Consider the following 13,462-nt stretch of genomic DNA (forward strand, 5'->3'; position numbering starts at 1 on the left):
TTGGCTGTGATAAATTTGACTTTATTATTGTTGCGATTTTCGGTATCCTGCAGATTGAGCGTCAGCTTCGGAACAAAACCAAACAATATTATCTGTAGTCTTTTCATAGTATCGACCACCAGGTACATGGTAGATATGACTGTTAGCATTTCCCTTTATTTTTTCTTTGCAGTCTAGGTTAGTTTCCTGATCATCACTTGGATCGTTAATGTAGGAGCCCGAGGATCCTGAAGCATTTGAATTGGAATTAGCCGCTGGCGGCTCGGTTCCAGTTTGATCAGAATCATACCCATCATTTTGGACATAGTCTTCAATACTCCAAATTCCAATCCCAGCCTTCTGGGCTTTAGACTGAGCCTCGCGGAAACGATCGACATACTTCGTATTAGGCGGAAAGACCGCAACTCGTGCAAGTCCTTCGTTAATTAGAACTTCATTATAAAGTGTATTGTCAATCCAAACATAGGCTAATAGTCTTCCGTACTGGTCTCGTTCCTCGACATCGAGTTCTAGTGTGATATTTTTATCAGTTAATTCTTTTGTAGTAAAACTTGATGCCTCCTTCCCAAATGGCTGTACACCAAGTCTTGGATGTTTGGTTTCTGGTGTGTCTATCAAAATCAAGCGAACCTTTTCCGTTGTTCCATTCTCTAATTGAACTTTAATCGTATCGCCATCAGTTACAGATAGCACTTTCGCCTTAAGACCATTTATCTGTGAGTTTCCAATTTCTTCTTTTGATTGATTAGACCTATTATCTTCTGTTAAATTGTTAGAAGGTGTTTTCTGTTCAGTCTCTTTAGGAGCTTCCTTCTCCATCGATGTATCCGTACCTGTACATCCGCTAAATATGCCAATGAACAGAAGTGTAGCTCCAATACATAAGATGTGTTTATACTTTATTATTTTATTTTTTTTGCTAACATAAAACCCAATAATTAGAATTGCCGTTAGTATACCAAGCATGAATGAATCTCCTCTTCGTTATAAAATCAAAATTAATAGTAGCATATTTTAGGAGAGTAAAAAAATAGAACAACAAAAAGATAAGATTTTGTTATAATGAAAGAAAATTTAATATATTTTGAAAACTATTGTTGCGTACAGAAAGGTTTGATTTTAAGTGAGTGTTAATCGAAACGACGCGTGTCCATGCGGAAGTGGAAAAAAGTATAAGAAATGTTGTTTAAATAAGAAAAAAGTCATTCAAATCCAAGAGGTCAAAGAGGAGCGCTTCTTCCAGCAAAAGAATGCACTAGTTGATCGAATGAGAGTGTTTTTTCAGTCTAACATCTCTCGTGATCATTTTCGACAACTAGAAAGAGAGTTTCATATAAGAACAAATAGGTTAGTTCCTGCTGATATACGAGATGGATTTTTCCGATTTTGGCTATATTTTTGCCATCGATTTACTAATGGTTTAAGAGGAATAGAATGGTTTTATCAGGAACAACAGTTTAGGCTATCACATGAGGAAAAAATGATGGCAAATCATTGGACAGGTCTAAAGATGAAACTAGTTGAGGCTGTAAACAAGGATGGAAACAAGGTTGTATTTGAAGACATGCTATCGAAAGACCAGTATACTGTTCCGGAAATAAGAGAAAATATTCCCGCCTTTTCCCCTTGGTATGGAACATTAGGATTAATAGAGAGCTTTGAAGGAAACGACTATTTTAATGGAGTCAGAATTTTTAAAGGTCCAATCCATTTAATGAATGCATTAGAGCTGGTACGACAGCTTGCTCAAAAAGAAAATACGCCTGCGGATAAGATTTTGTTTGATTATTATCCTGAAATATTAGCTGTATTGCTAGGTAATGACTACGCTCAAAAACCTGAGGATAAAACAGAACAGGAAATTCATCAATACATACTGGAATATCATATCCTTAATGAAGTATTGCTTCATTCATTCTTACAAGAGAATAAGGATTTTATTGTAGATAAAGCCGATAGTAGTCTGAAAGGATATTCCTGGGCCGGAAATTGGCGCGAATATCAGGATAGTGAAATTGCTGACGAGGTGGTTATTGCTGAAGTCTTTGCTACCCTTTCAATCCAACAAAACAAACTGATCATAACGAGCTTTGACAAAAAGAAAACAGAACAATTAAAAGAAATCTTAAAAAAGGCGATTTTAGCGCTACAATTTGATTCTGAAAGGACAAATGTAATTAAAAGTCCGATTCAAGCCCAAATAAAGAATTACTTTGTACAAATGAGTCAGGATGCACCGTTCTATTATTCCAACTATGCTCAAACGAACTTATTTGAGGAGATAAATGTCTCCATTCCAAAATATAATAATCGCTCGATCAGGCAGTTAATTGAAGATGGTGAAGTAGAATTAGCTTTGTCGTGGTTAAAGCAAGTGGAGCAAAATATATATCAACAAGTGATGAAGCAAACAGATGAGATTAAGGTTACGGCTGATTTGAATTCTGTTCGGAAAATTTTAGGTTTACCGCTATCTCCATTTGTCACTGGTGGTGCAAGTCGCAAAAGTGGGTTTATTGAGATTGAAAATCCATTCAAAGCCATCATTGTTGAAAGAGAAGATATTCCTTTTTATGAGGATTTAGGGTTTACTCCAACCACTATTAGTAATTTTTACGCTACAGATATGGTTACCTTTTTCAAAGAAAAAACGATTGGTAAAGGAGAAGGTACTGTTAGAAAATATAGAAATAGCTTGTATTTCCTAAGAGAAGTACTTGAGCAGTCTTCTTTACAAGAATGGTCACAATGTAATGATGCTTTATGGAGATCCATCCTTCTAGAAGTGTTTGCATCAGATGAGGTCAGCAAGACTTATCAAAAAGATTTCGTCAGTACAATGAAAGCTTTCGCAAAATGGTTGGATAGTATAAAGCAAACATCTGTTTCATCGGTTCTATTACCAGAAATAAAAAAGGTAGAACTAAAAATCACAAACAAGAAAGTATTACAAAAAATATAAAATCAAACGGGCAAAAGGCAGATGACCAAAGTGGTCTCTGCCTTTTGCTCTATTTTTTAATATTAGTATGAAGCTTCGTAAAATCAACATTAGGATAGTACCGCTCTTTAACTAGTACATTTGGTCCTAAACAAGCAACCTCTGGACAATGACAGGAAAGCTGTTTGGCGATTGGGGTGTTTGCCCACTGATCATATGCCTGTTGTAATCTGGTATTAACTACATTTCCTAATGGGGGAATATCCCCGAAATCGGTCACAATAATATCGCCATTAAATATATTAACATTTAAACGTGAGCGACCATCAGGGTCGTTACGGACTGTGACGTTTTTACTTCGATAAATCCGCTCTAACAATTGCAAATCCTCTTTGTTCGAGCTGCAGGGATAAAAGGGTAAAGTTCCGAATAGCATCCAAACATTCTCATCTCGAATATCAAGTAAATGGTGAATGGCCTGTCTTATTTCATCGATTTTTAAGTATTCTAGATTGCTAGCGAAATCACTTGGGTACATTGGGTGCACTTCATGCCGTTGGCAAAGCATGTCATCAACAATTTGCCGATGGATCTTTTCCAAAAATGGGAGTGTCCGTTTGTTCAGCATCGTTTCTGCAGAAACGGTGACGCCAGCTTTCACTAGAGCCCGGCTATTTTCAATCATCCGCTCAAAATACTTTACACGTTGGGTAAAGCTTGGTTTATGTTCCATTCGCGCAAAGCCAGCTGTTGCAAAATCCTCTTCCGTTCCCCAGTTATGCGAGATATGTAGGACATCCAAATAAGGTATGATTAATTCATAGCGTTGTAAATCCATGGTTAAATTTGAGTTGATTTGGGTTCTGACACCACGTTCATGTGCATATTTGAGTAGGGGTACGACATAATTTTTAACAGATGTGAGGGATAACATCGGTTCTCCGCCAGTTATGCTTAACGCCCGTAGAGTAGGAATTTCATCTAATCTTTTTAAAAGGAGACCAACAGGCACAGCACTAGGGTCTTTTGTTTGTAATGTGTAGCCAACGGCACAATGCTCACATCGCATATTGCAAAGATTCGTCGTAGTAAATTCAATATTGGTTAACATTAGTTTTCCGTTTTCATCTATATCCAAATAGGCTTCCCATGGGTCATAAAGGGGTGATATTGGTTTTAACGTGGTCATTGCAAAACTCCTCATTTTTTCATGAATTGTAACAAACTAGACAATATTATAGACCATTATCATTTCTATATGGTAAATATTTATATATTTTTTAAAAAATAGTTGCGTCTCCTTTAAGTTTATGAGAGAAAAAATTTAATATGAGGACTTAAGATTGAGCGGACTAAAGAACTAAACACTAGCTTCATAGTGAATGGAGAGTGTTTTTTGGAGTCAGGACTTGTTTATAGAATATTTAAATGGTAATAGTGGAAGAGGAGGTGGAGAAATGTTAAAACCAATCGAAGATCACATCAAGGAAGGGCTTTCGGTGTTGTTTGTTGGCTTTAATCCAAGTCTTCGGTCAAGTGAAACAGGGCATCATTTTGCTAATCCGAATAATCGCTTTTGGACTATTTTACATAAGGCGGGCATGACGGAAAGAAAATATATGCCTGAAGAGGATTCTCGGCTGCTGCATCTTGGATATGGATTAACCAATATCGTCCAACGACCAACGAAAGCGGCAGATGAGATTACAAAGGATGAGTTCAGAAAAGGGCGCGAGGTACTAATTCAAAAAATAAGTCAATATAAACCAGAAATTGTTTGCTTTGTTGGAAAAGGGGTTTACCAAGAGTATAGTGGAAAAAGGGACATAGACTGGGGTGTTCAAGCCGAGTCTGTGGTCAAGGGAACCACAGATTTTGTCGCTCCATCTTCAAGCGGTCTAGTCAGAATGAAACTTGATGATATTGTTTCTATCTATAGCGAATTACCAAGTTTGATAAAAGGTTAATGTTCAATTTTTGTCTTCAAGCTAAAATAATGGTATGATAAACGTGATTTTTACATAAGGAGATGTTATAAATGTCGAAAAAAGGATACATAGTAATGGAAAATGGCGATAAAATCGAATTGGAATTTTATCCAAATGAAGCACCAAATACAGTAGCAAACTTTGAAAAATTAGCAAATGAAGGCTTTTATGATGGTGTTATCTTCCACCGCGTAATCCCTGGCTTCGTTTCACAAGGCGGAGACCCAACTGGTTCAGGTATGGGTGGCCCAGGATATACAATTAAGTGTGAAACAGTAGGAAATCCACATAAACATGAAGCAGGAAGCCTCTCAATGGCTCATGCTGGTCGTGATACAGGTGGTAGCCAATTCTTTATCGTTCATGAACCTCAACCACATTTAAATGGTGTTCATACTGTTTTTGGCAAAGTAACAAGTGGAATGGATACAGTCCTAAAAATGAAGAATGGCGATGCAATGAAAGAAGTTCGAGTATTTGACGCTGAATAAGAATCATTATTGAAGAGAGCAGACTTGCTCTCTTTTTTCAGTATACAAATGATCCCTCAAAAAAAGCTTGTAGAGAAAAATTTTCTCGACAAGCTTTTTATTTTTATTCTTTGTCATTACACAATCTGAGTGCCCACATATTTTGATCTTTCCAATATCTTTTTTGATACTTATAATAGGTCGGTTTTTGACAATCTTTTTTGTTTTTTGAATGTGACGCCCGTCTCGTTGAACAACTTGAAGATCTACGTGTTGAACGGCGAGTGCTGCGACGAGTCGAACGGCGGGTGCTGCGACGAGTAGAACGGCGGGTGCTGCGGCGAGTAGAACGGCGAGTGCTGCGGCGAGTAGAACGGCGAGTGCTGCGATGAGTAGAACGGCGAGTGCTGCGGCGAGTAGAACGACGAGTGCTGCGACGAGTAGAACGACGAGTGCTGCGACGAGTAGAACGGCGGGTGCTCCGACGAGTAGATTTCCGAGTACTACAGCGAGAAGAGCAACGAGAGCTCCGACGAGTGGATTTCCGAGTGCTCCGACGAGTCGAACGGCGAGTGCTGCGACGAGTAGAACGGCGTGTGCTGCGCCGAGTAGATTTCCGAGTACTGCAGCGAGAAGAGCAACGAGAGCTCCGACGAGTGGATTTCCGAGTCCTGCGACGAGTCGAACGGCGGGTGCTCCGACGAGTAGATTTCCGAGTACTACAGCGAGAAGAGCAACGAGAGCTCCGACGAGTGGATTTTCGAGTGCTCCGACGAGTCGAACGGCGAGTGCGTCGACGAGTAGATTTCCGAGTACTGCAGCGAGAAGAGCAACGAGAGCTCCGACGAGTGGATTTTCGAGTGCTGCGGCGAGAAGAACGGCGTGTGCTCCGACGAGTGGATTTCCGAGTAGTGCAGCGAGAAGAGCAACGAGAGCTCCGACGAGTGGATTTCCGAGTGCTGCGACGAGTAGAACGGCGGGTGCTGCGCCGAGTGGATTTCCGAGTAGTGCAGCGAGAAGAGCAACGAGAGCTCCGACGAGTGGATTTTCGAGTGCTGCAGCGAGAAGAGCGGCGGGTGCTCCTTCGAGTAGATTTTCGAGTAGTGCAACGAGAGCTCCGGCGAGTAGAACGCCGAGTACTTTTCCGTGAACTACGGCGGTGTAGAGGACCATGTTTAGGACCAGTACTGCGCCGAGTAGATTTCCGAGTTGAGCGCCGCGTACTATTGCGAGTGCTGCGCCGAGTAGATTTCCGAGTTGAGTGCCGCGTACTATTGCGAGTGCTGCACCGAGTAGATTTCCGAGTTGAGCGTCGCGTACTTTTGCGAGTACTGCGCCGAGTAGATTTCCGAGTACTTTTGCGAGTACTACGCCGAGTACTTTTCCGCATACTGGATGTGCGCAAATGTGCACTTTCCGTTGAAGTTTGATCCTCAATGCTTTCCTCATTATGACTATGTTCATCTGATTCGTGTTTTCGAGTCCGCCCCTTGGCATTTGGGTCTTGGAACATAAAATCTCTTAGACCCCTTTTGTTTGCTCCTTCAGCTGCTCTTAATATTTCATCCCATGAGAAAAATCCCACTAAAGAAACCTCCTTATTTAAATTTTCTATTGAAAAATGAACTAAATTATCAATTTAGAAATACATAAAAGCCTATCTAGTTCTTTTCCCTTTTATAGAGTACGCAAAATTTAACCAATTGTCTGAGACATTCGTTTAGATAGGAAAAAAATAGATGAATTTCAGCAGTGTCATTTATTCGTTACAGTCATACGTATAGAGTAAAACGAAAGGGATGATGGATTTGGATAATTTAAACAGTACCATTCCGATTTATCATCTTTATATTCACCCATTAGATCTTAGTGAAATGAGACGGGATATATGGTGTGATGACCCTCTACCGGCGAAATTAACCTTTGATAAAAGAAAACTTGAAATTGATCTCGCTTATCGTGGCTCTCATATTCGCAAATCTAAGAAAAAATCTTACCATGTATGCTTTAAAAAACCTGCAAAATATCGCAATGCCAAAGAACTCCATCTCAATTCAGAGTATAGTGATCCATCATTGATTAGAAACAAATTATCATTGGACTTTTTTTCAGAGATTGGAACACTTTCACCACAATCCAGACATGTTTTTTTGAAAATAAACGGAAAAAATGAAGGTGTTTATCTTGAATTAGAATCTGTCGATGAGCATTATCTTGCATCGCGAAAATTGCCATCAGGAGCGATTTTTTATGCAGTTGATGGCGATGCCAATTTCTCGTTAATGAGCGACTTAGATAAGGAAGTAAAGAAGTCATTAGATAGCGGGTATGAAAGAAAGAATGGCACAGATAAGGACAATTATTACTTACAGGAAATGATTTTGAATATTAATACAATACTACGAGCAGAATTCGAAGTTGAAATACAAAAATATATAAATGTTGAGCAATACCTTAGATGGTTAGCTGGAGTAGTCTTCACCCAGAATTATGATGGTTTTGTGCATAATTATGCATTATATCGAAATGGCGTTACTGGACAATTTGAAATGATTCCCTGGGATTATGATGCAACATGGGGGAGGGATGTCAATGGAAAATACATGAATGAAGATTATGTTAGAATACAGGGCTTTAATACATTAACAGCAAGAATTCTTGATGTGGATTCCTATCGAAAATACTACAAAACCTTGCTTTTAGAAATCATGAATAATCAATTTACTACAGAGTATTTGATTCCAAAAGTTGAGGGGCTTGCTTCAAAAATTCGTCCTTATGTCCTTAAAGATCCATATTTAAAGGAGAGAATTAATCAATTTGATAATGAACCAGATTTCATAGCCCGCTATATTAAAGCCAGAAGCACCTATATAAAACGTCAATTATCAATTTTTGATTGATTCATAATATGTGCGGAAAAAATTTTTTCATAATTAGGCATGTTCATTAGGTCAATGGACACCTATGAAACGTAATATAAGCATTATAAATAACCATTATGGATATATGACAAGGAGGATAATTATGAACAATGACCTTGCTGAATCATATCACGCGTTTCTTGAGTCTCTAAAAGGAAAAATCGTGACTATTTATCGAGGGGGACCAGAATCCAAAACTGGGATGTTACTAGATGTAAAAAGTGACTACGTAACTCTTTATGCTTATAACGATAATAATAACAATAGTAACGATAATAACAGCAATAGTAATAACAACAATAATCAACAAAATAATAACAATCAACAAAGCGATGACAATAGTAATAATAATACTGTCATCTATTATCAAGCAAAGCATGTGAAAAGTATTAGTGAGGATTCAAAAACAAACTCAACACAAACGACTCAAGTAGAAGAAGAGGACATTGAATTTTTTGAGGCAGACGATTTCATCGGCCTTATTAGCAATCTAGTTAACGAAACGATTCAAATTAACCAAGGTGGCCCAGAATCAAAATACGGGACACTACTAGGAGTATCTGATGATTTCATCATCCTATACACAGAAGATGATGGCATCGTGTATTTTAATGTATACCATGTTAAAAGTGTGAGCAAATACGAGGATAACAATAACAATAACAATAACAATAACCAAAATGGTGGGCAAAATAATAATAATAGCAATCAACAGGAGGTAACATATCCTGAAATCATTGAAGCATCCGACTTCCATAATGTATTTCAACACATGGCTCATAAATGGGTATCGATTAATCGTGGTGGCCCAGAGGCTATGGAAGGTGTATTAGTTGAAAATGCAGGAGGTCACTACACTCTGGTAAGCAATCAGGAAGTTTTACGTATTCATCCTTATCATATTCGAAGCATTAGTTCTGGACCGAAGGGATCGTTAAGTCAAAATAACGATAGTGACGACAGTCAAAACAATGATAATAACAATAACAATAATCAATCTGCACAAAATTCCAGCAACCAAGATAATTCCTCTAAAAATAATGAAAGCAACAAAAGCAAGGAGAAAGAGTACAAAAAATCATCCTCTTCAAGTAAATCAAGCCGCTCTGATTATCGTCGCGAAAAAGTTGTCAAAACAATCGATTATGTTTGGAAAGGCAAAAACTAAAGCTAAACAAATGTTTTTACAACATACCAATATCCCTTATAACTGATGGTGCATTAGTGATATTACTGATGCACCATTTTAACTAACTTCCTAATTAGAAGGGAGGGAGAAAAAGCGGTTATGAAAAATCTTTTAGGAAAAGAAGTTGAAATTGAAATATCTGGAAGGACCAATTTTACAGGCTTATTAATTGATTCTGGACTAGATATAATCGTCCTGTTTGATGGTCATAATTATTTATACATTCCACTTATGCATTTGCATAATATATGTGAACGGACGCTTAAAACGAATCCAGAAATAATCGAAAAACCAACTTTTGATATGCCCTTTCAAAATGAAAAGGAAACGATTTCGTATCGAAAAATTTTAAACAATGCTAAAGGGCAATTTTTAGAAATTTTTGTAACTGGGAATCGATCTATCCACGGCTATATTACGAGTGTGCTCAATGATTATATTGTTTTTTACTCCCCTGTCTATAAAAATGTATTTGTTTCAATGCAGCATTTAAAATGGTTAATTCCATATTCGAATGCATTAACGCCCTATACACTTAGTAATACCGTTTTACCGGTTGTACCTTCAAGCATTCCATTAGCTCGTTCGTTTGAGGAGCAATTAAAAAAATACGAAGGAAAGCTACTCGTCTTTGATTTAGGCGATAATCCAAGTAAGGTTGGTTTAGTGAAGAATATAAATAATAATATTGTCAATTTGACCACTGCTGGAGGAGAGACAGTTTTCTGGAAACTTATGCATTTAAAAACCGTTCATATGCCTTAAATAGAAATACCAATGAGTCGAACTCATTGGTATTTTTTAATAAAAGACGAGCTTTATCCAATAATACAGACAAATTAATGTGAAAAAAGTTGCTAAAGGTATGGTGATGATCGTGGCACTTATATATTGTTTCCAGGTTATTTTTATTTTGTGCTGCCGTAGAATATGCATCCAAATCATGGATGCCAACGTTCCGATTGGCAGTAAGAGCGAGCCTATATCACTTCCAATAATGTTCGCTAAATAAATGGTTTTTACAGTAAGTGGGTCAAGTCCCATCTCTGAAAGTGCCAATGTGCCGATCATTAAGGCAGGGTGGTTATTAAACATATTGGAAAGGACAGCGGTTAAGGTCCCCATTATTAAGCTGGCATGGAGTAGACTAGTAGAAACAAGAGGTTCAAGATAATGAATGAGCTTTGTAGTTAATCCAATATTTTGTAGTCCAAAAATAATTACGTACATGCTGAAAGCAAAAATGAAAATGTGCCACGGAGTCTTTTTAAACATATCCAAAGGGCTTATCTTTAACACATACCATCTCCAACCCAGTAATATAATAGAACAAACCATGGATACGATTGATACTGGAATCCCAAAATAAGATGCGACGAATAAACTGATTCTGACCAAAATAATAAACGCGATAACAAGAATCAAAAGTTTTGGTTCCTTTTTTAATTGAGCCTCATTTTGCTTGAATTGCAGTGGATGGAGTCGTGTAAATGCTAAATAGCTTAGTTGATTCGTATTAATTGGAAGGCTCTTAGGTAAGCTTTTAAAAAAGATAAAAAAGAGGAGACAGGTTAGGAATAACAACCCAAGAGTTGCGGGAACAAACATCATCGCTGTTTGGAGATACAAATCCAACCCGATAATTTCAAGGGAGATGAGATTCACGATGTTACTTACACCAATCGCTGCACTTGAGGCTGTGGCAATAATTGCTCCGCTTATGAGATAGGGAATTTGCTGATGCGGTTTTAACCCTACATATTTTAACGCCATAATTAATATCGGTGTTGTAATAAGGATGCTTCCATCATTATTTAAGAAAAGCGTCATTGAAAAACACAGTAAGTTTGTCAGCCAAAACAATCGGATTCCGGAATTTTTTGTTGCTATTAAAAGCTTTGTCGCAATCCAATGGAAGAATCCAAAGCTTTCTAATGCAATTGCCATCACCATTGTTGAAATGATTGTTAGAGCGGCACCACTAACTTTATTTGCAATTTCACCTAAATCTGTAATCGTTACACTCCCGCTCAATAAAACGAGAATGGCTCCAAGCGCTGCTGGTACTGCTTCGTTTATTCCTTTAGGTCTCCAAAAAATTAGTGTCATCGTTAATATAAATGAGAATATGGTGAAAAAAGGTGTGAACTCTGTCAATTCAACACCTCCTCTCTTGAGTTTGGAAATGTCTTGAATGTACCACTCCTCCCAATGTCTTTAGATATCACTCGTACTATATCTATACGTGTCCAATAGTGAAGTTGTACTAAGCAATATCACTATATCTATAAAAATCCACGTCTATCTTTTACTGATATATGTCCACTTGTGATGAAAGCCTAAAAAAAATCCCTCCTAATAAAAAGGAGGGATTCGCGTCGATAAGGTTTTTTTAGAAAATCAATTTAATTAATAGAATTGTGAATTCCTGTATTAGCTTTCACGACAATTTCATCGAACTTCTTCGCATCGGCTTTTTTCGATGAAACAAGCGTACCAACAATGGCGGCAAGGAATCCAACTGGAATCGAAATAATTCCTGGGTTTGTTAAATTAATTAGTGGATTTCCAACAAAGATGGCTTTTCCAACTTCAGGCGACCACACATTTGGACTTACAGCGACAAGAATCAGAGCTGTAAACAAGCCCACTAACATTCCAGTAATTGCGCCAGTTGTGTTAAAGCGTTTCCAGAAAATTGTTAATAAAATGATTGGTAGGTTTGCACTTGCGGCTACAGCAAATGCGAGTGCAACTAAGAACGCGACGTTCATTTTTTGTGCAAACAAAGCAAGTATGATGGACAATACAGCAACACCTACAGATGCCCAGCGAGCTGCTACAATTTGTTCCTTTTCTGTTGCTTTACCTCGGCGTAGAATATGGCTGTAGAAATCATGTGCAAAGGCAGAAGCTGCTGTTAACACTAGACCAGCTACTACGGCTAAGATGGTTGCAAAGGCAACTGCTGATACGAAGGCAAATAAGAAATCTCCGCCCAATGCTTTTGCTAGAAGAGGAGCTGCCATATTTCCACCTGCATCTGCTGCAATGATTGTATCAAAGCCCACAAACGCTGCTGCGCCAAAACCAAGGAAGATCGTCATAACATAGAAGATTCCGATAATCCAAGTTGCATAAACAACTGATTTTCGTGCAGTAGCTGCATCTTTTACAGTGAAAAAGCGGATTAATATGTGCGGTAATCCAGCTGTTCCTAACACGAGTGCCAGGTTTAGAGAGATTGTATCGAGTGGATTTTTAAATTTGTTCCCAGGATTTAAGTATGAACCTTCTAAAGGAGTAGCTGCTTTTAATTCAGCAAACATTTTCATCACACTGAAATCAAATTTTGCAAAGACTATCATTGAAATGATGAACGTTCCAATCATTAGGAGGACGGCTTTTACAATTTGTACCCAGCTTGTTGCCGTCATACCACCAAATACTACGTAAACAGTCATTAATGTACCAACGATGAGGACGGAATAAATATAATCAATTCCTAGCAAAAGCTTGATTAATCCACCAGCACCAACGAGTTGAGCAATCATATAGAAGATGGAAATGGTCATCGTGTTAAGGGCCGCAACTCCACGTACCTTTTTATCATCAAAGCGAGCAGCAATCATATCAGCTAATGTATATTTTCCAAGATTACGAAGTGGTTCAGCAACAATATACAAAACTACTAAATAGGCAACTAGGAAACCAATACTATAAAAGAATCCATCGAAGCCATTTAATGCAATCATTCCAGCAATACCGAGGAAGGAGGCTGCAGACATATAGTCACCGGCAATTGCCATTCCGTTTTGCCACCCAGTTAAGCTACCGTCAGCAGTATAAAAGTCACTAGTCGTTTTTGTTTTTTTCGATGCAAAGTAGGTTATGACAAGTGTTAAACCAACGATTCCTAAAAATAATATGAATGCGAGTGTGTTCAATGA

11 protein-coding genes are annotated in these 13,462 nt (G+C 38.0%); 6 read left to right on the top strand and 5 right to left on the bottom strand.

Translation table 11 applies throughout. The annotated features are described in order from the left end of the window. Nucleotides 1–24: 24 nt before the first annotated feature. Nucleotides 25–966, bottom strand: coding sequence for a thermonuclease family protein (locus RGF10_RS10320; protein ID WP_318508936.1), 942 nt, complete (start codon nt 964–966; stop codon nt 25–27). A 157-nt stretch (nt 967–1,123) separates the two neighbouring features. Here RGF10_RS10320 and RGF10_RS10325 point away from each other — a divergent pair, with 157 nt between their 5' ends. Beyond that, nucleotides 1,124–2,962 (top strand): SEC-C domain-containing protein, encoded by a 1,839-nt coding sequence (locus RGF10_RS10325; RefSeq protein ID WP_318508937.1) that lies wholly within the window; start codon nt 1,124–1,126, stop codon nt 2,960–2,962. A 49-nt stretch (nt 2,963–3,011) separates the two neighbouring features. Here the strand turns inward: RGF10_RS10325 and yfkAB are convergent, their stop codons facing one another. Further along, nucleotides 3,012–4,130, bottom strand: coding sequence for a radical SAM/CxCxxxxC motif protein YfkAB (yfkAB, locus tag RGF10_RS10330; RefSeq protein WP_318508938.1), 1,119 nt, complete (start codon nt 4,128–4,130; stop codon nt 3,012–3,014). Between the two features lie 268 nt (nt 4,131–4,398). Between yfkAB and mug the strand changes: the two genes are divergently transcribed. Together mug and RGF10_RS10340 are read left to right on the top strand one after the other, a co-directional pair. Further along, the gene (gene mug, locus RGF10_RS10335) at nt 4,399–4,908 is read left to right on the top strand and encodes a G/U mismatch-specific DNA glycosylase (RefSeq protein ID WP_318508939.1); all 510 of its coding nucleotides are present in this window, start codon (nt 4,399–4,401) and stop codon (nt 4,906–4,908) included. A gap of 71 nt (nt 4,909–4,979) precedes the next feature. After that, nucleotides 4,980–5,420, top strand: a complete 441-nt coding sequence (locus tag RGF10_RS10340) for a peptidylprolyl isomerase (protein WP_318508940.1) — start codon at nt 4,980–4,982, stop codon at nt 5,418–5,420. Between the two features lie 6 nt (nt 5,421–5,426). On the opposite strand, the gene RGF10_RS10345 is transcribed toward RGF10_RS10340, so the two are convergent. Beyond that, nucleotides 5,427–6,836 (bottom strand): hypothetical protein, encoded by a 1,410-nt coding sequence (locus RGF10_RS10345; RefSeq protein ID WP_318508941.1) that lies wholly within the window; start codon nt 6,834–6,836, stop codon nt 5,427–5,429. A gap of 365 nt (nt 6,837–7,201) precedes the next feature. Between RGF10_RS10345 and RGF10_RS10350 the strand changes: the two genes are divergently transcribed. The 3 genes from RGF10_RS10350 to RGF10_RS10360 all read left to right on the top strand — a co-directional run bounded on the left by RGF10_RS10350 (nt 7,202) and on the right by RGF10_RS10360 (nt 10,277). Continuing rightward, entirely contained in the window at nt 7,202–8,302 is a 1,101-nt protein-coding gene (locus RGF10_RS10350; protein ID WP_318509407.1) for a CotH kinase family protein, read from the top strand. Between the two features lie 124 nt (nt 8,303–8,426). Further along, nucleotides 8,427–9,491, top strand: a complete 1,065-nt coding sequence (locus tag RGF10_RS10355) for a spore coat protein (protein WP_318508942.1) — start codon at nt 8,427–8,429, stop codon at nt 9,489–9,491. Nucleotides 9,492–9,611: 120 nt separating this feature from the next. After that, nucleotides 9,612–10,277 carry a DUF2642 domain-containing protein gene (locus RGF10_RS10360; protein WP_318508943.1) on the top strand — a complete coding sequence of 222 codons (666 nt, stop codon included), beginning with the start codon at nt 9,612–9,614 and terminating at the stop codon, nt 10,275–10,277. 36 nt (nt 10,278–10,313) lie between these two features. Here the strand turns inward: RGF10_RS10360 and RGF10_RS10365 are convergent, their stop codons facing one another. Together RGF10_RS10365 and RGF10_RS10370 are read right to left on the bottom strand one after the other, a co-directional pair. Then, the gene (locus RGF10_RS10365) at nt 10,314–11,621 is read right to left on the bottom strand and encodes an arsenic transporter (RefSeq protein WP_412176723.1); all 1,308 of its coding nucleotides are present in this window, start codon (nt 11,619–11,621) and stop codon (nt 10,314–10,316) included. A gap of 296 nt (nt 11,622–11,917) precedes the next feature. After that, a complete protein-coding gene (locus tag RGF10_RS10370; RefSeq protein WP_318508944.1) occupies nt 11,918–13,459 on the bottom strand; it encodes a solute symporter family protein in 1,542 nt (513 codons plus the stop codon). Between the last annotated feature and the right edge of the window lie 3 nt (nt 13,460–13,462).

The organism is Bacillus sp. T3 (assembly GCF_033449965.1).
Taxonomy (GTDB): domain Bacteria; phylum Bacillota; class Bacilli; order Bacillales; family Cytobacillaceae; genus Bacillus_BU.

Excerpts from the sequence above, each read along its gene's own strand:
- RGF10_RS10320 (WP_318508936.1), bottom strand. The coding sequence starts at position 966 with ATGCTTGGTATACTAACGGCAATTCTAATTATTGGGTTTTATGTTAGC.
- yfkAB (WP_318508938.1), bottom strand. The coding sequence starts at position 4,130 with ATGACCACGTTAAAACCAATATCACCCCTTTATGACCCATGGGAAGCC.
- mug (WP_318508939.1), top strand. The coding sequence starts at position 4,399 with ATGTTAAAACCAATCGAAGATCACATCAAGGAAGGGCTTTCGGTGTTG.
- RGF10_RS10340 (WP_318508940.1), top strand. The coding sequence starts at position 4,980 with ATGTCGAAAAAAGGATACATAGTAATGGAAAATGGCGATAAAATCGAA.
- RGF10_RS10350 (WP_318509407.1), top strand. The coding sequence starts at position 7,202 with ATGGATTTGGATAATTTAAACAGTACCATTCCGATTTATCATCTTTAT.
- RGF10_RS10355 (WP_318508942.1), top strand. The coding sequence starts at position 8,427 with ATGAACAATGACCTTGCTGAATCATATCACGCGTTTCTTGAGTCTCTA.
- RGF10_RS10360 (WP_318508943.1), top strand. The coding sequence starts at position 9,612 with ATGAAAAATCTTTTAGGAAAAGAAGTTGAAATTGAAATATCTGGAAGG.
- RGF10_RS10365 (WP_412176723.1), bottom strand. The coding sequence starts at position 11,621 with ATGACACTAATTTTTTGGAGACCTAAAGGAATAAACGAAGCAGTACCA.